At 38.2% G+C, this 21,623-nt stretch carries 22 protein-coding genes; 13 read left to right on the plus strand and 9 right to left on the minus strand.

Annotation, left to right across the window (positions count from 1 at the left end; translation table 11 throughout):
- Positions 1–51 precede the first annotated feature (51 nt).
- The 3 genes from QVB70_RS10120 to QVB70_RS10130 all read right to left on the minus strand — a co-directional run bounded on the left by QVB70_RS10120 (position 52) and on the right by QVB70_RS10130 (position 2,415).
- Entirely contained in the window at positions 52–1,056 is a 1,005-nt protein-coding gene (locus tag QVB70_RS10120) for a uroporphyrinogen decarboxylase family protein (RefSeq protein ID WP_287585649.1), read from the minus strand.
- A 27-nt stretch (positions 1,057–1,083) separates the two neighbouring features.
- A complete protein-coding gene (gene sfsA, locus QVB70_RS10125) occupies positions 1,084–1,776 on the minus strand; it encodes a DNA/RNA nuclease SfsA (protein ID WP_287585651.1) in 693 nt (230 codons plus the stop codon).
- A 75-nt stretch (positions 1,777–1,851) separates the two neighbouring features.
- Positions 1,852–2,415, minus strand: coding sequence for a hypothetical protein (locus QVB70_RS10130; protein WP_287585652.1), 564 nt, complete (start codon positions 2,413–2,415; stop codon positions 1,852–1,854).
- Positions 2,416–2,678: 263 nt separating this feature from the next.
- Between QVB70_RS10130 and QVB70_RS10135 the strand changes: the two genes are divergently transcribed.
- Positions 2,679–4,241 (plus strand): tetratricopeptide repeat protein, encoded by a 1,563-nt coding sequence (locus QVB70_RS10135; RefSeq protein WP_287585654.1) that lies wholly within the window; start codon positions 2,679–2,681, stop codon positions 4,239–4,241.
- A gap of 37 nt (positions 4,242–4,278) precedes the next feature.
- Here QVB70_RS10135 and QVB70_RS10140 read toward each other — a convergent pair whose 3' ends face one another.
- The gene (locus QVB70_RS10140; RefSeq protein WP_287585656.1) at positions 4,279–5,565 is read right to left on the minus strand and encodes a phenylacetate--CoA ligase; all 1,287 of its coding nucleotides are present in this window, start codon (positions 5,563–5,565) and stop codon (positions 4,279–4,281) included.
- A 128-nt stretch (positions 5,566–5,693) separates the two neighbouring features.
- A complete protein-coding gene (locus tag QVB70_RS10145) occupies positions 5,694–7,094 on the minus strand; it encodes an acetate--CoA ligase family protein (RefSeq protein WP_287585658.1) in 1,401 nt (466 codons plus the stop codon).
- A 267-nt stretch (positions 7,095–7,361) separates the two neighbouring features.
- Between QVB70_RS10145 and QVB70_RS10150 the strand changes: the two genes are divergently transcribed.
- Complete coding sequence (locus QVB70_RS10150) at positions 7,362–8,963, plus strand: GTP-binding protein (RefSeq protein ID WP_287585660.1); 1,602 nt, start codon at positions 7,362–7,364, stop codon at positions 8,961–8,963.
- Positions 8,964–9,113: 150 nt separating this feature from the next.
- Positions 9,114–9,941: a type II CAAX endopeptidase family protein gene (locus QVB70_RS10155; RefSeq protein WP_287585662.1), complete on the plus strand. Its 828-nt coding sequence runs from the start codon at positions 9,114–9,116 to the stop codon at positions 9,939–9,941.
- A gap of 94 nt (positions 9,942–10,035) precedes the next feature.
- Here QVB70_RS10155 and QVB70_RS10160 read toward each other — a convergent pair whose 3' ends face one another.
- From QVB70_RS10160 to QVB70_RS10170, 3 genes are all read right to left on the minus strand, one after another.
- Positions 10,036–10,419: a cyclophilin-like fold protein gene (locus tag QVB70_RS10160; RefSeq protein WP_287585664.1), complete on the minus strand. Its 384-nt coding sequence runs from the start codon at positions 10,417–10,419 to the stop codon at positions 10,036–10,038.
- A 70-nt stretch (positions 10,420–10,489) separates the two neighbouring features.
- The gene (locus QVB70_RS10165; RefSeq protein ID WP_287585666.1) at positions 10,490–11,206 is read right to left on the minus strand and encodes a helix-hairpin-helix domain-containing protein; all 717 of its coding nucleotides are present in this window, start codon (positions 11,204–11,206) and stop codon (positions 10,490–10,492) included.
- 291 nt (positions 11,207–11,497) lie between these two features.
- Complete coding sequence (locus QVB70_RS10170) at positions 11,498–11,806, minus strand: hypothetical protein (RefSeq protein ID WP_287585668.1); 309 nt, start codon at positions 11,804–11,806, stop codon at positions 11,498–11,500.
- 129 nt (positions 11,807–11,935) lie between these two features.
- On the opposite strand from QVB70_RS10170, the gene hisD reads away from it, so the two are divergent.
- The 3 genes from hisD (at position 11,936) to hisC (ending at position 15,574) form a co-directional block, all read left to right on the plus strand.
- A complete protein-coding gene (gene hisD / locus QVB70_RS10175; RefSeq protein ID WP_287585669.1) occupies positions 11,936–13,240 on the plus strand; it encodes a histidinol dehydrogenase in 1,305 nt (434 codons plus the stop codon).
- A 237-nt stretch (positions 13,241–13,477) separates the two neighbouring features.
- On the plus strand, positions 13,478–14,464 hold the full coding sequence (hisG, locus tag QVB70_RS10180) for an ATP phosphoribosyltransferase (protein ID WP_287585671.1): 987 nt from the start codon (positions 13,478–13,480) through the stop codon (positions 14,462–14,464).
- Positions 14,465–14,479: 15 nt separating this feature from the next.
- Positions 14,480–15,574 (plus strand): histidinol-phosphate transaminase, encoded by a 1,095-nt coding sequence (hisC, locus tag QVB70_RS10185; RefSeq protein WP_287585673.1) that lies wholly within the window; start codon positions 14,480–14,482, stop codon positions 15,572–15,574.
- An 85-nt stretch (positions 15,575–15,659) separates the two neighbouring features.
- Here the strand turns inward: hisC and QVB70_RS10190 are convergent, their stop codons facing one another.
- Positions 15,660–15,800, minus strand: a complete 141-nt coding sequence (locus QVB70_RS10190; RefSeq protein ID WP_287585676.1) for a hypothetical protein — start codon at positions 15,798–15,800, stop codon at positions 15,660–15,662.
- A gap of 802 nt (positions 15,801–16,602) precedes the next feature.
- Here QVB70_RS10190 and QVB70_RS10195 point away from each other — a divergent pair.
- The 7 genes from QVB70_RS10195 (at position 16,603) to hisH (ending at position 21,620) form a co-directional block, all read left to right on the plus strand.
- Positions 16,603–16,836, plus strand: coding sequence for a FeoA family protein (locus QVB70_RS10195; RefSeq protein WP_287585678.1), 234 nt, complete (start codon positions 16,603–16,605; stop codon positions 16,834–16,836).
- Between the two features lie 65 nt (positions 16,837–16,901).
- Positions 16,902–17,594: a FeoB small GTPase domain-containing protein gene (locus QVB70_RS10200; RefSeq protein WP_287585680.1), complete on the plus strand. Its 693-nt coding sequence runs from the start codon at positions 16,902–16,904 to the stop codon at positions 17,592–17,594.
- Positions 17,591–18,967, plus strand: coding sequence for a ferrous iron transport protein B (feoB, locus tag QVB70_RS10205; protein WP_287585682.1), 1,377 nt, complete (start codon positions 17,591–17,593; stop codon positions 18,965–18,967). Before QVB70_RS10200 ends, feoB begins: the two co-directional genes overlap by 4 nt.
- Before the next feature lie 85 nt (positions 18,968–19,052).
- On the plus strand, positions 19,053–19,385 hold the full coding sequence (locus tag QVB70_RS10210) for a hypothetical protein (protein ID WP_287585684.1): 333 nt from the start codon (positions 19,053–19,055) through the stop codon (positions 19,383–19,385).
- Positions 19,382–20,023, plus strand: a complete 642-nt coding sequence (locus QVB70_RS10215) for a FeoA family protein (RefSeq protein ID WP_287585686.1) — start codon at positions 19,382–19,384, stop codon at positions 20,021–20,023. The genes QVB70_RS10210 and QVB70_RS10215 overlap by 4 nt, the downstream gene beginning before the upstream one ends.
- A 401-nt stretch (positions 20,024–20,424) precedes the next feature.
- Positions 20,425–21,000 (plus strand): imidazoleglycerol-phosphate dehydratase HisB, encoded by a 576-nt coding sequence (hisB, locus tag QVB70_RS10220; RefSeq protein ID WP_287585688.1) that lies wholly within the window; start codon positions 20,425–20,427, stop codon positions 20,998–21,000.
- Entirely contained in the window at positions 21,000–21,620 is a 621-nt protein-coding gene (gene hisH, locus QVB70_RS10225; protein WP_287585690.1) for an imidazole glycerol phosphate synthase subunit HisH, read from the plus strand. The genes hisB and hisH overlap by 1 nt, the downstream gene beginning before the upstream one ends.
- The last annotated feature ends 3 nt before the right edge of the window (positions 21,621–21,623 follow it).

Genomic DNA, 21,623 nt, shown 5'->3' on the forward strand with positions numbered 1-21,623 from the left:
CTATTTTCTCTTTGTATTATATATGGGTGAATATCATGAGTTATATTCTATTCATCCAGAATAGTAGCCAATTTCTTTAGCATAACGATAAGCCTCAAGAATTGATTCGACATGCATCCCCTTAAACAAACTATTTGCTGAAGAAAACAAATAACCTCCTCCTGGTGCCCCTTGTTCAATACATCGCTCCACGTCTTTTTGTACCAAGTGGAGATTAGATTGAGTAAGCACATTTGTTACATCTAGGTTTCCTGCTAAAACAAGTTTTTCACCATATTGTTCCTTAATCTTACCCATATCCACACCGACATCAGGTTCAAGTGCATGAACTCCTGCGAATCCTGCTTCGATAATTAAAGGAAGTAATTGCTCAATCTGTCCATCAGAGTGCCATATCACTGGGACTTCGGAAGCTGCAACAATTTCCTTATATCTTGGGAGAATCATATCGCGAAACGTTTCGAGGGAGATCATGGGACCTTTACTATCAGCTACATCATCACCGATCATAATAAAATCCACTTCAGCAGCGTTAGCTTGTTCAATCATTGCAATTGTCCATTCAGTACTCCGTCTTATTAAAGCTTCAACCAACTCCCGATTTCTGTGTATTGCAACAAAGAAATTCTGTATGCCCATGCTCATGTAGCTTAATACAAAACAAACATCGTGAAAGGCGTAGTACAATGCATGATCTCCGTAGTTCTTTCTAGATTCTTTCATCATTTCTGTAGGAAACCATTCTTCTGCGAACTCTAGCGGTGGTGAGTATTTTTCTACATCATCTAAAGCCTTTACAACGCCTCCCAAATACCAATGATTTTTGAAAATCCGTCCCCATTCATCAGTTCCAGTTCTCCAAGCGTTAGTGCTTTTAGGGTGTCCAACTGCTATTGGCATACAATCAATACCAAGTCTTTCGCGAGTTTCATATGGATCTCCATCACCATTACAAATTGCATCCATTATTACCCCTTCAATCCAAGCTTCAAAGAGGGGAACTCGGTCGGGTTCTTTAAACTGAAATGTTGTCAAAACTCGTTCTCTTGAATTCATAATCATCCAACCGATACAGGATATTGTCTAAAGAATGATATTAATTTGTTCCTTTAATTTCACTGAGGTTTCAGTAACTTCACATCGATAAGCAAAAATTTCTACACCCTCTGAAACAGCCAGTCGTAATGTATCTGCAAAATCGGGATCAATCTCATCATTTGGAGAAAAAGCAGATGCGTCCCCTCTTTGAATAACAAAAATGACACAAGCACGATATCCTTCTTTCTTAGCTTTTATCAATTCTAGTATATGTCTTCTGCCCCTTATTGTTGGGGCATCAGGAAAAAAGGCATGCCCATTTTTAACTAGGGTGCAAGATTTAACCTCTAACAAGCATTGTTTTTCATTCGATTTTAGAAAAAAATCAAACCGACTAGAGCCGTATGTGTATTCTCTTCGAACGAGTTCATATTCAGAGAATTCTTTTAACCGGGAATCTTTTAGTGCTTCAGTTATCAAATCATTTGGGAGTCTGGAGTCGACAGAAACTAAGCCTGTCGGAGTATAAACTCCTAACATATCCCAGTTAGTCTTTCTTTTTTCATTCAAGGTAATTTTTCGTAAGAGAATTTCAGTTTTAGGTACTAATAACTCTGTCATGCGCCCAGGGTCAGCAACATGTGCAAGGTGCTTTTCGTTATTAACTTCGACCTCTGCTACAAAACGATTTAAGCGCTTTAAAAAAACACCTTTGAGCAATTCACCAGTTATTTTCATAGTCAACTCCATCTAAAAATATGATAAAACAAATAACTTTGTTTTGTTATAGCGAAAAAGTCTTTTACAAAAAGTTCAGTTCGCATTGTTGTAGTATGACTCATCTTTAAGATACTTACAGTTTTTTACATCACGTAAGTTGCAAATATCATTTACAAATTTTCCCCCAATCGATCCCTTGATGAAATTGCAGTAGTTTCCAATTCTTTTCTTTTTCAAATACGGGCAAGGAATCTTATAAATTGCTTTCTCAAGAGCTGCTGTAATCTCTTGCTCTATCCAAGGAATTTTTTCAATTGCTTCTGGATTGATCCTTTTTTGCTCAAGAATCGAGATAATTGGATAGAGAGCTGTTGAGATTTCTTTCAAAAGTAAATCTGTACCGTCGCTTGTGTTTAAATCATTTTCAGCATCTTCAACAATACCAATGACGATTTCACTACTGAGTGGTTGAAAAGCTGCTCGAACATCGTGAAATGATATCTTATTGATTTTTCTTTTTTCTAATACTACACGTCCCAATTGAAACATAGTGTCAAGTAAACCCGAAAACATAACTTCATCTAAACTCTTCTTCGTTCCCGTTTTGTAGTTGAATATACAACGTTCATTTTTAACCAAAAGTATATTATGTATCATCAGACTTCAAACCAAAACCTAACTGATTTTTTGTATGGTCATTACACTTATTAAACCTATAAAGACTTTTCGTACTCAGTCTTTTAAAGCGTTTAAACGGTTCAATTTAACTTTCAATTCTTCCAATTTGTCAATCCTTTAAAGATTATTTACCTTATTGTGTTGTGTGCCCGTAGTTTTACTTTGGGAAATTTTCTGACAATGTTAACCAAAATACTTAATTATAACAAATACGTGCAAAAGTCAAGGGAGTAGTCACAGAGATGGAAGCAGAAAACTACATAAGAAGAGGCAAAGTTTATCATAGCAGAGGACAATACAGAAAAGCCATTGAAGACTATGAAAGGGCTGTGAAAGCCGATCCAAGAAATATAAGCTTTCAAGCATGGGTCGGTATGGGAAAAGCATACCTTGCATTGGAAGAATATGAGAAGGCGATCGAATCTTATCAAGAAGTTGTAAGAATCAAGTTCAAACATATTGCGGCATGGATCAACATGGGGGTAGCATACTTCAAGTTAGGTGAGTATAAGAAGGCAATCGACTGCTATCAGAAAGCATTGAAAATCAACTCTATGCATACGGGTGCATTATACAACATGGGATTAGCATACGAAAAGTTAGACAAGTACAAAGTGGGGTTAGCACAAGAAAGTCAGCACTTAAAAAAAGCTATTGAGTGCTATCAAAAAGCGTTGAACATCAACCCGAATGATACAAAAATATGGTTTAGCTTGGGATGGATTTACAATGATATGGGAGAGTACAATAAAGCAATTGAAGTCTATCAAAAAGCCGTGGAAATAAAACCTGCATATGACGATGCATGGATTCAAACGGGCGTAGTGTATGAAAATTTAAATAATATTTTTAAGGCTATTGTATGCTACCAGAATGCATTGAATATCAACCCTGGCAACACAGAGGCTTTAGAATATATGGGAATAGCTTATGAGAAATTAAAAAAGTATAGAAAGGCTATAGAATGTTATCAGAGGCTAGGAAAGCATGAAAAAGTCATTGAATGCACAAAAAAGGTAGTAGAATCAAATCCTGGAGATATAGAAGCATGGTACAATTTAGGTGTTCATTATGAAATGATAGGAGAGTATAGAGACGCGATAACTGCTTTTCAGAAAGTAGTAGCCATCAATGAAGATGATAAGGACACATGGTACCACTTGGGATTGACTTATGGAGAGTTACATGAATACAGCAACGCAATTCACGCCTATCGAAAAGTAGTGAACGTTAACCCTGCGGATGCAGATGTATGGTTCAATATGGGTGGAATTTATAGAGAGTTAGGCGAATTCGATAAGGCTATCGATTGCTATCAAAGAGTTTTAAACATAAAACTTCATGATGAAAATGCATATCTTAACATGGGATTGGTTTATGGGATTTTAGGAGAGTATAATAACGCTATTGAAACATATCAGAAAGCTGCAGACATCAATCCGCATGAAAAAACGTATTTTAACATGGGCATAATTTGCGGAATTTTAAATGACTACAATAATGCAATAAAATGCTACCGAAAAGCTGTGGAACTAAATCCAGAATACGCAAAAGCATGGAATAATATGGGAAATACAGTCAGAAAGTTGGGAGCTCATAATAGAGCGATTGATTTCTTCAACAAAGCCGTGGAACTCAACCCTGAGTTTCTAGATGCGTGGTTCAGTATGGGTGTTACCTATGGAGAATTAGGAGAATATTCTAAAGAGATTGATTGTTATGAAACTGCCCTGAAGATTGATCCAAATCACAGTAATGCTAAAAATAATCTAGCAAAAGCACTCAAAAAACATTCAAGAAAATAGAAAAGTAAAAAAGTGCTTTAGAAAACAGATCTATTAATTATTTTTCTTCTCTTTCATCAAGAAGACGTTTTGCTTTACCTTCTTGCCTAGGTATCCCATCCTCTTCAACAAGTTCAACATTAACTCGAATTCTGACAGTTTCATACAATGCTCTTGTTATATCTCGCTGAAGAGCAATTCTAGCGTGTGTATCATTAAAGTTATTTGTTTCAGCGTATACAGTAATTTCATCCATAACCCCTTTTGTCCATAATTTGATATAATAGTTGTAACCAATCTCTGGAAACTGCATAATGACCTCTTCAATTTGTTTTGGAAAGATATTCACACCTCTAATAATGAATCCATCATCAATTCTACCTTTAATTCGTGAAATCCTCTGATGAGTTCTACCACATCCGCAAATATCTCCTTCTAATACTGAGCAAAGATCACCCGTTCTGAAGCGAATACAGGGAAACGCTTCTTTTGTAAGCGCAGTAAGGACCATCTCTCCGTCTTCATTAGGACCTAATAACTCATCTGTTTCTGGATCAAGAACTTCAAATAGAAAATGATCTTCCCAGACATGCATTCCATTCTTTTCTGGACATTCGCAAGATACGCCAGGACCAACAAGTTCTGTTAGACCATAGTTATCATATACATCAATCTGAAGACCTTCCTCAATTTTCTTTCGAGTGCCTTCAGACCAATTCTCTGCTCCTAACATTCCTATTCTAAGGGATAGTTCACCGCTAATGCCTTCCTTCTTTGCCGTTTCCGCCATTTTCAAGCCAAAGCTTGGGATCGCATGAAAAGATGTCACTTTGAAATCTCTCATAAACTCAAGTTGTTTAAGCGTCATTCCACCACCGAAAGGAATCACCATGGCACCAACTCGTTGAGCTCCTTGTAAATACCCCATCCCGCCAGTAAATAACCCATGTGAAACGGTATTCTGAAATCTATCCGCAGCAGTTACTCCGATGGATGTAAGGTTTCTTGCAATGAGTTCAGTCCATGTATCGATATCTTGCGCGGTATAAAACGCTGTGGAAGGTGTCCCTGTGGTACCAGACGTCGCATGAATACGAACAACCCTTTCTATCGGAACCCCTAATAGCCCAAACGGAAATGCTTTTCGAAAGTCTTCTTTTGTCATAAATGGAAGGGTGCGAATGTCATCCAGCGTACGAATTTCATCAGGAGTAATTCCGTGTTCCTTCATTTTCGTGCGATAATAAGGCACTTCATAGCCTCTTGAAACAGTTTCTTTTAGCCTTTTAAATTGTAGTTTTTTTAGTTCTCGTTTTGGTAAGGTTTCTTCCTTATGACGAATCAACGTATGTTTTCCTCTGTTAATTGTTGTGTTCGGCAGTTAATGCACATGTATTTCCTCAAATAACCATTCGGGTACATCTTAAAAGTTTCAATTAAAAACTTTTATGGAAAATGAGAATTTTGAAAAAATCAGTCAACATGGTTTAACCATTTTCCATATTGTACGAGTCCCCACATTGCAAAAGCTGCACGTTCAGGGATTGGGTATACAGGTATGTCGAATTTTTCCAATTTACGTGAGAAAACAGCTGCCAGTTCTCCCCCAACGCAAGCAACAACAATAGGTTTTTTGAATCTTTGTGCGTTCTGTACAACTTCCACTGCTTCAATTTCTAGAGAAGGGGTTTGAAACAGGAGAATTACTAAAGCTGCATCAATCTCGTCAGACTTAAGACCCAGTTCCAAGGCAATACGATATCTCTCTGCGTCAGTATCCCCTGTTAGATCAACAGGATTACGAGCAACACAATAAGGAGGATAATGTTGCATCATCTGATGTTGTACATCTTCAGAAAGTAGCGGAACCTTCAAACCAAGTTGTTCTAGTTTATCTACAGACATAACACCAGCTCCTCCTCCGTTTGTGACAATCAGGATTCTATCACCCTTTGCATATGGTTGAAAGGCTAATGCATTTGCTAAATCGAGCATCTGTTCAGAATTTTCGACACGGAGAATTCCTAATTGCCTGATCACCGCATCAATTACTTCATCGGTACCCGCTAACGCACCAGTATGCGAGGCAGCGGCAGAAGCACCTCCTTTTGTCCTACCGGCTTTCATAAGAACTATAGGTTTCTGTTTCGTCACCTTCTTTGCAACGCGAATAAATGTATTACCATTCTCAATGCTCTCTAAATAAGCAGTTATAACCTTAGTCAAAGGATCGTTTGCAAGATATTCTACAAGATCACTTTCGTCAACATCAGCTTTATTACCTATACTGATTGCTTTTGACAGCCCTAATCCTTCTGCAGCAGTCCAGTCAAGTAATGAACTCATAAACGCTCCGCTCTGACTCACAATTGCTATCGGACCTGAATTTGGTCTTGACATCCTTACGATCGGGAGAAAGATTGTGTCAACATGGGTATTGGAATCAAACACCCCAATGCAATTTGGACCAAGCAGCCTCATGTGAAACTTTTTGGCGAGGTGTATTATCTCTTGTTCAAGAATTATCCCCTCGCCCCCGATCTCAGCAAATCCTGCGGATACGACAATGACGCACTTAACACCTTTTTCGCCACATTCTTGCATTACTTGGGGTACAAATTTAGCAGGAATTGCAATAACAGCTAAATCTATTTCTTCTGGAATATCTTTGACACTCGCATAGCATTTTATACCGATAATTTCATCTAAACGAGGGTTTACAGGGTATGCTTTTCCTTTAAACTGCCCCATCGCAAAATTCTGAAAAATTACATTGCCAATTTTGCCTATTGTAGATGATGCACCAATAACTGCAACGCTTTTTGGTGCAAAGAAGCATTCTAATGAACTCATATCATGAAATATATCAATCATCGCCAAACCTCATATTATACAGACATACATGTTTATGCTTTTTATTTTGATTAAGTTGGTAAACTTAAGAATAATTAGCTCATACAAAATTATCGATCATGTGAAGTACCTCAACAGCTTCACAAAAGTAATAATCTAATATATCTTAAAAAAGATATGGGAGATTCACTGAATAAAAAATAGATCTATAAGAGTCCCAGAGAATTGCAATGAGAACTTAAATAAACTCTTGGAAATTTAGAAACGTCCAGAGGTGGGAATCACTCTTTGAAAAGAGCTAAAGAACTTGACACAGGCAATGTCGAATATAAACTTACTCTAACGAATCTTCTAACAAATCAGCAGAAATTAGATAGTCTAGCTACACAAATGCACTTTCGCCTTGGTGAAGGTGGCGGCGAGGCAATCTACTTAATAGGCGTAGAAGATGATGGTAGGCTTATTGGAATCTCAGAAACCGAACTTGAAGAATCAGAAAATACTCTAACAGAAATTGCAGCATTAATCAACGCACAAGTTTCTCGAATACGTATAAGAGATGGTGAAGAGGGGAAAGTTGGAGAATATCTCATACGGAGAATCATCGGCGCAGAAGATCTGCCAATTGACATCACAATTGATACTGTGGGTAATGTAGATTCTGGGAAAAGTACAATAATCGGCTGTCTGATCTCTAATGATTTAGATGACGGGCGAGGATCTGCCAGATTAAAGGTGCTTCGCCATCTACATGAAATTGAAAGTGGTAGAACAAGTTCGGTTTCGCATCAAGTGTTAGGATTTGACGCGAAGGGGCGAACTGTTAATTATTCTTCACCTTCTGCTTCAGTTTCTCCATTAACGATGAGCGAAGTGGTTGAAAATAGTTCTAAAATTATTTCATTCGTTGATTTAGCTGGGCATGAACGTTATCTTAAAACTACGATTTTTGGACTCGCAGGGTATGCACCAGATTACAGTCTCCTTGTAATAGGTGCTAATGCAGGCGTTCTTCGAATGACCAAGGAACATCTTGGGGTTTCAGCAGCTCTAAAAATTCCAATGATTGTGGTAATAAATAAAATCGACTTAGTTAACCTAGAAATAACAAAAAGAACCCAGGATCAAGTAAAATCAGTTTTAAAATTACCCGGCGTTGATAAAATCCCTATGATTATTAAAAATTATGATGATATGGTTGTTGCTTCGAAACACATTCCATCTGGTCGTGTTGCACCTATATTCAAGATTTCTTGTGTAACTGGAGAAGGATTTGACTTATTACGTAATTTTCTTAACTTGGTTCCTGCTCGTTTGAAATGGGATGAATACGAAGATGATGAGTTCCTACTTTATATCGACGAAGTATTCAGCGTTTCAGGCGTTGGAACTGTTGTAAGCGGTACTATAAATCGAGGAACAATTCATGCAAATGACATTGTAAAACTTGGACCCTTTTCAGGAGGAAACCCATTCAAAGAAACAAGGATCCGTTCAATTCATTACAAAAGAGTACCCGTCAAGCATTTACACGCTGGACAAAGTGGAACATATGCTTTACATGGCATTGATTATAATGATGTGCGTAAGGGTATGATATTGACGCAGAGAAATGATATCCCAGTAGTTAGATCATTCTCAGCTAATGTTTTCGTTCTGTATCATCCAACAACGATAAGAATGGGTTATGAAGCTGTAATACACGTTAATACTGTTCGACAAACCGCAAAAATAATTGAAATGTCTGAAGCTCCGTTAAGGACTGGTCAAAGAGCAAATGTCACATTTCGCTTTAAATATAAGCCAGAATACATTATGGAAGGTCAAAAAATCCTATTTCGTGAAGGGAGAACAAAAGGAATTGGAATAATCACATCTATAGAGAATTGAGTTGTTGAGTGTTGATGCACACATATCGTTTCAATGACCGTGAAATTTGATTCACCTCGTTATTCTTTTTTCGGTGTTTTGTGGCGACTATATCTGGCTTTTTGCAAAAAGTATAAAAATAATGTTCAAACACTGTGTCGATGATATAATATGGACATAAAAGATTTCGTAAAACGCCATCCGTTATTGATCTTCTTTGTTCTGGCGTTTGCTCTATCATTGATCAGCTTACTTTTTGTAGTCGGGCCGAGCGTAATCTTGGGCACCACGGAGCCAGCAGAGGAACTGCTCCTGTTCATGATCTTGGCTATGCTCGTCGGCCCCAGCGTAGCAGGTATCCTGCTGACCGGGCTCGTCTATGGGATGACGGGCTTTCGGGAGCTTCTATCCCGGTTGATCAGGTGGCGGGTAGGCGCTCGCTGGTATGCAGTAGCACTCCTGACCTCCCCGATCTTGGCGACGGCGACACTCTTCGCACTTTCACTAACCTCCCCGGTATTTCTCCCCGGCATAGTCACTACGGACGACAAGGCGTCCCTTCTGCTGTTCGGTATCGTGGGTGGGCTTATGGTGGGCTTCCTTGAGGAACTAGGCTGGACGGGGTTCGCTGTGCCCAGGCTGAGGCTGCGTTACGGTGTGCTTGCTACCGGGCTCATCATGGGCGTCTTGTGGGGAGCGTGGCACCTCCTTATTCCAGGATATTTGACTATCTTCCCCGCGTTCTTTTGGTCTGTTGTGATACTGCCGGCCTACAGGGTGCTCATGGTGTGGGTCTACGACCGTACTGGAAGCCTGCTCGTGGCGATGCTCATGCACGCGAGTCTTTCAGCTAGCGTGCCCCTGATCCTCATGCCACTGGCGATATCAGGGGTGCCCCTCTTGACCTGGTACCTCGTATTGGCCGCCGCGCTGTGGGGCGTCGTTGTAGCCACTGGAAAGCAATTAGTACGAGCACCTCGCGATATTGAAAAAATATAAGTGTAAAAAAAGACCCTGGTTAATTCATTTTTGAAAAGAAAAGATTTCATTGAAAAGATATGAGTGTATCATCAGAGATTTTCTGAAGAATATTTCATTCTGTTTTTTCTACTCGGATTTTGCTGCCAGCACGAACCTTTTTGAAAACCTTAGGATCGACAGGTATTTTTCCGAAAACGTTAACTTCGCTTGCAGGTCTTATTTCATTCCCTCGACTCATAGGAGTTGGACCAAAGAAAATACACATCGCAGTACCAGGAGGCCAATAGGCTAGATCACCCATATTAACTGTTTCCTGAGCATTTTCCTCATCTGTTTCTATTGGGATGCTAAAATAGATTTCATCACCCCAGGTATTTGCACTAGCCTCAAAAGGGAGTGCATTCCAAATTGCTTCAGCTGTTTTAGGGTTTTTCTCAGTTAATTCTGCAATTACTTCTCCTGTAGCCTCAGTAATAATCTTAATTTTTTTTGTCATCTAAACTAACCACCTGCAAATCTGTTAAAAAAATTTACTCGTTATTATTTTCTTCTTCATAAAACTCGGCTCAATCAAGATCTTCGTCTTCTAAATCTTCGTCTTCTAAATCTTCTTCGGCTCCTAGTGCTTCTAGTTCTGCCTCCAAGTCAGTAAGATCAATTTCTTCTTCGTCCTCTCCTTCTTCCTCTTCTTCCTCAAGGTACTTTTGTGCATTCTTGATCCATTTTCTCAATGATTTGGTCGACACATCTGCTGTTTCCGCTACCATATCTACTTCAAGTGTAGCCAACTCTTCAATTGAGGTTACACCCAAGCTAATTATTTTTTCAGCACTTTTCTTGCCAATTCCATCTAATTGCATAAACTCTTTCGATATTTCTGCTATTTCTGCCTCTGAAAGTCTTTCTTCTGGAACTTCTTCTAATTCTTCCTCTACTAACTCATCTAATTCTGCTTCTATCTCTTCCTCTCCTAGTGCTTCTAGTTCCGCTTCTAGATCTTCTAGTTCCTCTAATTCTTGTTCAACAGCTTTCTTACGAGCTTTTTTAGTCTTCTCTTTGATCTTTCTTTTTAGAGGCTCTGCACGCAAAGCCCAATAGTTTTTACTATAATGATAATCTTTATTCCCGATGCCCCAGTTTCCTTCACACTTCGGACACGTTGCAGGAAATTTATCGAGTTTATTATACCCAGGTTGGTTGAAGCTTAAAATCTCACCACAATGATGGCAAATAACTCTTGTTTGAAATGTAAATCGATCATCAATCGTCCATTCACTACTCAAAAGAAATCACCGTATTATTCAGTTGATTTTGTATTAAAAAAATTGCTTTTTAAACATATCTTTTCAGTTTATGGGCTTATTAGGTTGAGCAAAATTAGCCTGTAAAAACTAATTTATTTAACAGCAAAGAAAAAAAATCATATTTGCTGAGAACCTGAGAAATCATATTCTTGGCTCTAATAAAACTCAATATTTGAGATTTGCGCATTTCATCCCCCTTCTGCTTGGGGTCTTGCGAAAATAGTATAAAAAATTTATTCGCGGATTATACAATACCTAAAAAGATAGGCGTTAAATACCTCGACTATAATTGTTCCAGACTTCTTTATGTAGTCGTTCGGGAACGCCACCACCTTCAGCAGCCACATCTAAGTCAAATCCATGTCCTACACGGTTGCCATTTTTTAGAGCAAAGCCGATTTTTGCTATACCTCTAGCTTGTCTTTCAGCTGTTCTGCGTTCAACAAAGCCTGACTGGGGGGAAACTTGAAGAACAAGTTTTTTGTTTGACTCATCAATAAGCAATGTTATTGGGCTATCTGAGGAATTTCCTTCAATGAAGTCTGTGCCTACAAAGGATAGAATAACTTCACTAACCATATCAATCACCTAAAGAATCCACACGTAACTTTTTAATAAACATTATGATAGTAGTCTCCGCAAAATTAAAAGAACTTTTAAACTTACTAGTAAAATCTTCCTCAATTAAGTTCGATCGAGAGAGACAAAATGATTGCAATTTATAATTTAGACGAACTAACTAGTGAAGATCGACAGAAGCTAACTGAAAGATCTAGAGTACTCGAACGCTCAATAATAGAAACAGTTAACGAAATAATTACTTCTGTAAAAACATCTGGAGACAAAGCTCTTATTGAATTAACTGCAAAATATGACAGAGTTACAATTCAGAACGTTGAAATAAATGAAATTGACATAACTAAGGCATATAATAAAACCCCTGAGAATCAGATACACGCGTTAGAAAGATTATTCAAGCTGCTTTTTGAATATAACACAAAATTCTTTGAGCGGTTTCCAAGACACTTCGAGATGTCATTAAGCAATGAGGTAAAGATCACTAATAGATGGATTCCTCTAGACAGAATAGGCATTTATGTTCCGGGTGGAAAAGCTAGATACCCATCAACTGTCCTCATGGCAACCGTTCCAGCAATAGTTGCAGGTGTTGAAGAAATTGTTATATGCTCACCGCCAACACTCTCTGGATTGATTGACAATGGAACTCTTGCAGCAATTCAAATTATTAAGAATCTTTCACAATGCAAAGTCAGAGTTTTTTCGGTGGGAGGCTCGCAAGCGATTGCAGCGATGGCTTATGGAACTGAAAGTGTACCAGTCGTGTCAAAAATTTTAGGGCCAGGAGGACTTTACCCAACAGTAGCAAAATACATAGTAAGTGGGGATGTTGGAATAGATATGCTAGCAGGTCCTAGCGAAGCTATAATATTTGCCACAGATGAGACTATAAATCTAGAAGCGATTGCTTGTGAACTTTTTGCACAATCTGAACACGGAAACGATTCTGCAGCGATTTGTCTTACAACGAGTAGAGATTTAGCTGAACAGGTAAAAGTTTTTGTGGAAGAGTTAATCAAAGATTCACCCAGGAAGCGATATATAGAAGAAAGTCTAGGACGTTATGGTGCAATTATCGTTACCAAAAAGATAAGCCAAGCCGTTGAATTTATCAATGATTATGCTCCTGAACACTTACTTATTCTCTCTAGTGACCCAACACCTATTAGTAAATTGATAAAAAATGCAGGAACAATTCTTCTCAATACTCCAATACCATTTGAAGATTATGGTGGTGCTGGCTCAAATCATATTCTTCCAACTGGAAAGGTCGCAAAATGGAGAACTGGTCTATCTGTACTTGATTGCGGTAAGTTTGTTCCAATAGTTGAGGCACCAAGTTCTGCAGTTGAAGATTATGGTCCGATAGCGAAGATTTTGTCAGAAATGGAGAATCTACCAGCCCACTACAGATGCTTTGAATATCAACTTTGAAACTTATCGCTTTTTGAGAAAGAGTTATATATTCTTAAAAAAAATGCAATTGCGCGGGGATTGTTAGGTGAAGCTGATGTGGAGGAATCGTTTCCATCTATTTAACCAAGTTTCTTTCTGATTTTCACTCCATTAACGTGATCTTTGACCCCGCAAATAAGTTTTCTCAAGTTATATCGTTAGACACACTCATAGAGTGTTTAGTTTTTACTCATATTATGTAAAGGTGTTGATAAAATGCAACAATTGAAATTAGTAATTCCCAAAGGATCACTAGGGGAACGAACACTGAAATTATTTTCAGAGGCAAATTATGCCATTAAAGGCGATGACAGGACATACAGGCCATACATAAATGATCCTGAGTTAAGCGTAAAAATCCTTAGACCACAAGAGATCCCCTCTTTGGTTGAACAAGGCGCACATGATATTGGGATAAGTGGTGAAGATTGGATTCAAGAATCTCAATCAGATGTAGAGATTTTAACAAAACTAGAATATGGACATGTGAAGATCGTATTAGCTGTTCCAGAGATATGGGAAGACGTAAAAAGTTTTTCTGATCTTCTAAGAAAATTCTTTGTTAAAGGAAATCCATTAAGAATTAGTACAGAATATATTAATACAGTTACAGAATATATACTCAAAAATGAAGAATATAAGGAACGGTTTGGTGACAAAAAGCCATTGGTTATTACCCCTTGGGGTAAAAGTGGTGAAAATCCATCAGTAATCCTTCATCTATCATTTGGTGCAACAGAATCTAAGCCCCCAGAAGATGCTGATGCGATTATTGATAACACAGAAACTGGTACAACAATTAGAGCAAACAATTTGAAAATCATAGAACAAATAGGTGACTCTCAGGCTGTTTTATTGGCAAATATGGAGAGCCTGAAAGATCCTTGGAAACGAGAGAAAATGTCTGATGTGCTTACCTTATTGCAAGGCGTCGTTGATGCACGGAAACGGCTTCATATATTTATGAACGTCAAGGAAGAAAATGTAGACACCCTCCTTGCCACTTTACCTGCATTAAAACGCCCTACAATCTCTCCCCTTGCTGAAGAAGGATGGGTTGCACTCAATACTGTAATTCCTCGAGATTTATTTATTGAACTAATTCCTAAACTTAGAAAGCTTGCTCAAGGTCTTGTTGTACACACACCAAGACAAGTTCTTTCTCTTGAAGAGATAAGAAAATTAAACACTTTCAAATCATAAAAGTAGGGAATTTAAATGGACTGGGAAAATCTCATTAGAGAAGAAACAAGGTCATTGAAATCATGGGAAGATCCTGCCCTTGAACTATTAAGTGATAGCAAACCAACAGAAATAGTTCGCCTAAGTACCAGTGAAAATTACTTCATTGAAAAAGAATGGCTTGATACATTATTCGAAGATGCCATGAAAGAAGTAGACATAAGAGCCTATCCTACTGAACGGAGTTTAAACGCGCGTCGAGCAATGGCAGAATTCTTTAATATAAAAGTAAGCGAAGTTGTAATTGGGAACGGATCTGACGAGTTAATTGAGCTGCTCCCACGGATATTCATTAATCCTGGTGATGAAATAATCGCTATTGATCCTACATTTTCTGTTTATAAAATTACTACAGAACTAGCAGGAGGACGATATATCCCAGTTTCCCTAGGAAAGGATTTCAATCTCGACTGTAACGAGATACTGGAAAAGACTTCTGACAAAACGAAGCTTATCGTAATGTGTTCACCAAACAATCCTACTGGCAATCAATTTTCTGAAGAACAAATAAGAGAACTACTTACTCAAACTGATAAAATCGTCATAGTGGATGAAGCATATGTGGAATTTGCAGATTACTCGGTGTTACCACTAATTCGCGAATTTGATAATTTAATCGTGTTCAGTACATTCTCAAAATCAGCAGGAATTGCAGGTTTGCGACTGGGGTTCTTATTCACCAATGAGATGTTAGCATCCTATTTTCTAAGAGTCATTGGTCCATTTTCAGTGAATCTCATTGCACAACAGATGACAATTAAACTACTTCAAAATTTTAATTATGTTCGAAAGAAAGCTGAAGAAATAAAAAAAGAACGCGAATACTTAGGAAAGGAATTATCACAGTTTCCTGTTAAAGTCTTTCCATCGAAAGCAAACTTTCTCCTGGTTAAAATTCAACATGATGACCTATCGGCGACAGAAGTCGTCAACGAATTAATGAAAAAAGGTATCTTAGTCAGAGATCTAAGTAGTCATCCACTGCTACAAAATTGTTTTCGTACTGCAGTCGGGACGAGAAAAATGAATAACACTTTGTTGATCAATTTGAGGGACATTCTGGAGAGATAAGGAACATTACCATACTGAGTTTATTGGAAACTTCATTTTTAGTTCACAGAAACCTTTTACGGACTTCTTTTTCTGGAAAGTAAAGTTACCCCTTAGTTTGGGTGCTGACGGGGATTTTCCCTGCAGTGTTTTTCCACGTTTGGACAGATGTCGGGGAAGCCGTTGCTGGTATTGTTGAAACCTTGATTATTTTACGCCAATATGTTTCTTTTTTATCGTCGGTCATGGTTACTCCATCCTTGTATCCGCTACTAGACGATAGGGCGAACAAAAAGGCATGACTGAAATAGCATGCTCTACGTTTCCGACAACAAAGTAAATCCATAGATACCAAAAAGCGATCATTTAGTCATCGTCTTTATTTAAGTGAACTTCACTTGAATGAAACTGTTTGGCATGAAAAGATTTGAAAATATTTAAACACTCTTGGCCTATTGCTACTTGTTTGACAAAGTTGATAAAACTAGTAAGCCGTGCAAGTGTCTCTGTTTTCGGTATACCTAATAAAAGTTTGTATGCCAACTTTTTATAACTTTCTTAGGTGATATAGGGATAGCACTCTCCTAATGGTCTTTACTGTGTTATATGAAAAAGTTTCCAACCATTTTTTCATAAAAATGCCAAAAAGAGACTGAACTCATATTTTAATCCGAAATTTACTGTTTAAGATGACAGAAATCAGTTTTAATTCTGTTACACAAATTCTGGTTTTTGAGGAAAAGTTTCAACCAATTGACTATCGTTTTACACGTTATAAGTTTTTTTAAGCGCTCAGTCATGGTTCTCTTCAATTTAAGGGTATTTTTTTTCTTCCACCGCAAGTGCAATTTTCCTGAGATAGGTGTTAAAGAAATGCTGGGCATGGGCGAAAAGTTTATAAAAAAGTTAGGTATCCCTAAAATATAAAAAGTTAGGTATCCCTAAAATATAAAAAGTTAGTACACCTAAAACTCCTAATGACTATTCGTTCACCGTAAAATACTCTGAAATCTATGTCTTTTAGAAAATAAGAACGGAGAATATGAGAAATGACCGAACAAACATTGAATAAGTTGAAACCCGGAGAAAAGTGTATAGTCAAGGCAGTTAAAGGCAAAGGACCAGTGAGCCGTAGAATCCGCGATATGGGTATCGTTCCAGGGACCAAAATCGAGGTGATTAAAGTTGCACCATTAGGTGACCCTGTGCAATTCCTTTTGAAGGGATATCACCTTACTCTACGAAATGCAGAAGCTAAAAACGTTTTTGTGGAGGTCATATAACCAATGAAGTCAATTATCCTAACAATTGCTGAACGAAAAAGGAAGTTTAGTGGAGGGAAGTTGTTTTGAAAGAGATTGTAGTTGCGTTAGAAGGAAATCCAAACACAGGGAAGAGTACTGTCTTCAACAATCTCACAGGTGCCCGTCAAAAGGTAGGTAATTGGCCAGGCAAGACTGTCGAAAAGAAAGAAGGGATCTGTAATTACGGTGACTATAGAATTAAATTCGTGGATCTTCCTGGTACATACTCTCTCTCGGCATATACTATCGAAGAAGTGATCGCTAGAAACTTTATCATCGAAGAAAAGCCAGACGTAGTGGTTGACATCGTTGATGCCACCAATCTCGAAAGAAATCTCTATCTTGCCATTCAAACAATCGAACTTGGTGCTAAGATAGTTATTGCGCTAAACTTAATGGACCAAGCAAAGAAATCAGGGTACAAAATTGATGTTAAGGAGCTATCACAGCAATTAGGTTGTCCTGTGGTCCCGACTGTAGCGACTAAGAAGGAAGGGATGGAAAAACTATTGGAAACTATTGCCAATGTAGCAAGTGGGAAGATAAGAATGAATTACAGGAATATCGATTATGGGCGTGACGTGGAATCAAAGATTTCTGAACTTGAAATCCTTATTGAGAAACATAATTCAGGGCTGAAGCAAAAATATTCGATACGATGGCTTGCAGTTGCACTCCTAGAAGAAGACCCAGATGTACTTAAGACCGTTTTTGGTATTGGAGGTGAAGAAGAGTGACGGCAGTATATACTAAAAAACGGCGAAACATATATGATGAAGCAGAAATCATTCTGAAAGATTTGAAAGAAAAATATGAAGACGGCTTAGAGACTATAATTGCAGATGCGAAATATCGCCGTATAGGACAAATCGTCAACAAGACCTTAACAAAGCCATCAGTTGAAGTCGAGAATCTCTCTGATAAGATCGATAAAATTATGACACACAGGGTTTTAGGAATTCCGATTTTTTTGGGAATTATGTACTTAATGTTTGTATTCGTGTTTAATGTAGGAGGCCTTTTCATCAATTTATTCGATGAGAGTTTCGGCGTGCTCGGTGAAACTGTAACAGCAGCAATGGAGGCAGGTGGTGCCCCACCATGGCTTATTGGACTTGTTGTTGATGGAATCATAGCTGGTATCGGTTCAATATTTGTATTTTGGCCGCCTATCATATTACTTTTCCTTGTGTTGACTATTCTGGAACAGAGTGGGTACCTAGCAAGAGCAGCATTTGTTATGGATAGAGTTATGCACGCAATGGGGCTTCATGGAAAGACTTTCATTAGCCTATTGCTTGGCTTTGGATGCAACGTGCCCGCAATCATGGCGACACGAACCCTTGAGACGAGAAGAGATAGACTAATTGCCATCATGGTAAACCCTCTAATCCCATGTGCAGCGAGATTGGAAGTTTTCGTTTTCCTTGGCGCCGCACTTTTTGTACCGTTACATGCAACGCTAGTAGTCTGGTCATTAGTGATTCTGAGTTTAATATTAGTCGTACTCGTAGGACGTGCAATCAGGCACTTCTTATTGCCTGGACCAACTGCTCCATTTGTGATGGAACTGCCGCCATATAGAGCCCCTACTATCAGGGGGGTGCTAATGGCAACCTGGGAACGTGCATTCACCTTTTTGAAAAAGGCTGGAGGAGTCATTGTGCTTCTAGTCATACTTATCTGGGCTTTAGCGTACTTCCCAGAGGGTGTAGAGTACGGAGGTAAAGAAAGTATCGCTGGTATGATAGGTAGCGGTTTGGCAGAAGTGTTAGAGCCTACAATGGGTGCGGACTGGAGAGCATCTATGGCGCTAATATTTGGATTCTTGGCAAAAGAGGTTGTCATTGCCACGTTTGCAATCTTGTACGGCGCTGGAAGTGAAGAAGGACTTGTAGCAACTCTCCAAATGTCTATGACACCATTGGCAGCATACAGTTTAATGGTATTTACCTTGCTCTATATACCGTGCCTGGTAACTATTCCCGTCATTAAAAAAGAAACGAATTCTTGGAAATGGACTGCGTTCGCTGTGCTATATGGAATAGCGCTGGCATGGGGTCTTTCTACTGCCATATTCCAGATTGGTCTAGCGCTGGGGTTAGGATAACTGTGTTCGTCTTTCCTCTTTCCAATTCCTTTTTTATTTTTGACAATCACTTTTTTATAACGTACCTGGGGATGTTTCAAGAATTATGATCATTGAATTACTAAAAATAATAAAAGAAAAAGAATTTGTAAACAAAAAAGAACTCAAAAGAGATCTAAATGTTAACGAGCATGTTATTGAGAGTATGATCGAGCATTTAATCCAAAAGAAATATTTAAAATTACTTGGTGATGCTAATGTCACTTTTGAGCCAATTAACTGCTCAATCCTTACTTCTGATGGTTGCATTGGTTGCCACAAATCGCTTGGAGGGTTATCTACAAAATTATATCTACTTACAAATAAAGGATCAAAATTTATCAGTAAAGTAACGCGCATGCGTCAGGCACATTCTGATAGTGTGGAGGGAAAGGGATGAGTCTTAGAATAAAAAAATTAATGGAATGTTTCTTAGAATTGATCGGCTCAAAAGGGTCATATAAAGATGAAGACTATCTGGCAATTGCTGAAGAACTTAACGTATTACCTGCTATGATGAAGCAGGTTGTTGATTTCGCATTAGAACAGAATTATGTAACGGCCAACGGCGGAAAACTATATCTTACGGATAAGGGAAGCGAACAAATAGAAATTCATCGACAGCAATATATCCACGATAAATTTCTCTTTCCAAAAAGGAGGCGTAAAAGGAGGAGGTACGGACAATTAAAAAGTGCTAAGGAATGGCATGAACACTGGCATGACGCGCATGATTTGGATGATTATGAAATTAAAAAGTTTGTTGAAGATGGACTGTTAAGTCCGTCGATTGATCGCATAGAGCACGTTATTCCATTATCTATGGTGGAAGGAGGGCAAAGAGTGCTTCTAAAGTTTATGTTTGGAAAGAGAAATTTACTTCGACGGTTGGCAGAGTTAGGTATGACGCCCGAGACAGAAATAATTGTCAAGAAAGGTTCCCATATTAAGGGATCTGTGCGGATCAACGTACGAGGTATGTTCTTAGCTCTCGGTCCAGACGTTGCACGATTTATTTTTGTTGAACCTTTTCCTTAATTAATTCTAGAAACTCTCTGGAAGACAATCGATCCTAATTATAAACTCTTCTTGTTGCTTTGCTTTGACTTCTTGATTGAAAGCGTTGATTACTGGCAAATCCTCAGCAAGCAATAAAGAGGAGCGTCAGTCGGTAATTCAAGCCAAGGATTGTCCATCTTCTCTTGATCTATTTCGCTCAACTCCAGTAATGAGCATTAAAAATTCGTTCATAGACTTTTACAATTATAAGTTCACACAACTAATAATGATACTCGTTTTAGTTAATTTCATAAACTAACAGACTTCACATAGAATCTCGAATTTTATGTTTCTTTATTAAATAAAAACAAAGTTTTTGTAGGTTACCTGTTCAGTTTTTGGATAGTTGAAAACTATTAACAAACAAAGGGGAATGATGTATGCGAGTTGGAAAAATAACTCGAAAGACGAAAGAAACTGACATTTCCGTTAAAATTGAACTAGACGGAATGGGAAAAAGTGAAATTGATACTGAATTCCACTTCTTAAATCATTTATTAACAGCTCTTTCGAAACATTCTTTAATTGATATGCAAATTACGGCTAAAGGTGATCTTGCCCACCACATCATCGAGGATGTTGGTATATGCTTGGGTCAAGCTTTTAATAAAGCACTGAAAGATAAAAAAGGAATTAAACGTTTTGGAAGTGCTTATGTCCCGATGGATGATGCTTTAGTTCGTGCAGTCGTGGACATAGGCGGAAGACCTTGGCACAACATTGAATTGAATTTTAAGTCAACAAAAGTCGAAGATGTGACTGCTCAAGACGTATACCATTTTCTCGTTTCGTTTACCTATAATGCCATTATGAATTTGCACCTTACTACGCTTACAGGAGATGACAATCATCATATCTCAGAAGCCGCATTCAAGGCACTTGCATTAGCACTTAAAGATGCTGTACGATTCGATGATATACAATCTGAAATTCCATCAACGAAAGGTGTTTTGTAGTGGTTAGGATTGCGATTATTAATTATGGGGCCGGAAATCTCCGTTCAATATCTAATGGGCTGAGAAAAGCAGGAAGCGAACCACAGATCATAACAACACCAAGTGAGATAAAATCGATGGATGCTGTTATCCTCCCAGGCGTTGGTGCATTTCGTGATGCAATTAACAATCTGAAAGAATTCATAGAACCAATAAAAGATGCAGTAAACGAAGGAAAAACACTTCTTGGCATTTGTTTAGGGTTACAACTCCTCTTTACTGAAAGTGAAGAAGGAGGACTATATCAAGGGATGGACCTGCTTCCAGGAAGAGTAGTCAAACTACCAGATACTGTGAAAATTCCACAAATCGGCTGGAATGACCTAGAAATCGTTAAGAAAGACAATCCATTATGCAATGGCAGATCCCAAATTAAAAATGGTTCATTTGTTTATTTTGTCCATTCTTACTATAGCAATCTTACAAAAGAAGACTTAATAATGGCAAAAACGGAATACGGTGTTACTTTTCCATCAATTATCTCAGATGGGCAAATATTTGCCACTCAATTTCATCCAGAGAAAAGTGGTGAAGTCGGCTTGAAGATGCTAGAAAACTTCGTTGATTTCATTAAAAAATAGGCT

The organism is Candidatus Borrarchaeum sp. (genome assembly GCF_019058535.1).
Lineage (GTDB): Archaea > Asgardarchaeota > Sifarchaeia > Borrarchaeales > Borrarchaeaceae > Borrarchaeum > Borrarchaeum weybense.

Excerpts from the sequence above, each read along its gene's own strand:
- QVB70_RS10120 (WP_287585649.1), bottom strand. The coding sequence starts at position 1,056 with ATGAATTCAAGAGAACGAGTTTTGACAACATTTCAGTTTAAAGAACCC.
- sfsA (WP_287585651.1), bottom strand. The coding sequence starts at position 1,776 with ATGAAAATAACTGGTGAATTGCTCAAAGGTGTTTTTTTAAAGCGCTTA.
- QVB70_RS10130 (WP_287585652.1), bottom strand. The coding sequence starts at position 2,415 with ATGATACATAATATACTTTTGGTTAAAAATGAACGTTGTATATTCAAC.
- QVB70_RS10135 (WP_287585654.1), top strand. The coding sequence starts at position 2,679 with ATGGAAGCAGAAAACTACATAAGAAGAGGCAAAGTTTATCATAGCAGA.
- QVB70_RS10145 (WP_287585658.1), bottom strand. The coding sequence starts at position 7,094 with ATGATTGATATATTTCATGATATGAGTTCATTAGAATGCTTCTTTGCA.
- QVB70_RS10155 (WP_287585662.1), top strand. The coding sequence starts at position 9,114 with ATGGACATAAAAGATTTCGTAAAACGCCATCCGTTATTGATCTTCTTT.
- QVB70_RS10160 (WP_287585664.1), bottom strand. The coding sequence starts at position 10,419 with ATGACAAAAAAAATTAAGATTATTACTGAGGCTACAGGAGAAGTAATT.
- QVB70_RS10170 (WP_287585668.1), bottom strand. The coding sequence starts at position 11,806 with ATGGTTAGTGAAGTTATTCTATCCTTTGTAGGCACAGACTTCATTGAA.
- hisD (WP_287585669.1), top strand. The coding sequence starts at position 11,936 with ATGATTGCAATTTATAATTTAGACGAACTAACTAGTGAAGATCGACAG.
- hisG (WP_287585671.1), top strand. The coding sequence starts at position 13,478 with ATGCAACAATTGAAATTAGTAATTCCCAAAGGATCACTAGGGGAACGA.
- hisC (WP_287585673.1), top strand. The coding sequence starts at position 14,480 with ATGGACTGGGAAAATCTCATTAGAGAAGAAACAAGGTCATTGAAATCA.
- QVB70_RS10190 (WP_287585676.1), bottom strand. The coding sequence starts at position 15,800 with ATGACCGACGATAAAAAAGAAACATATTGGCGTAAAATAATCAAGGTT.
- QVB70_RS10195 (WP_287585678.1), top strand. The coding sequence starts at position 16,603 with ATGACCGAACAAACATTGAATAAGTTGAAACCCGGAGAAAAGTGTATA.
- QVB70_RS10210 (WP_287585684.1), top strand. The coding sequence starts at position 19,053 with ATGATCATTGAATTACTAAAAATAATAAAAGAAAAAGAATTTGTAAAC.
- QVB70_RS10215 (WP_287585686.1), top strand. The coding sequence starts at position 19,382 with ATGAGTCTTAGAATAAAAAAATTAATGGAATGTTTCTTAGAATTGATC.
- hisB (WP_287585688.1), top strand. The coding sequence starts at position 20,425 with ATGCGAGTTGGAAAAATAACTCGAAAGACGAAAGAAACTGACATTTCC.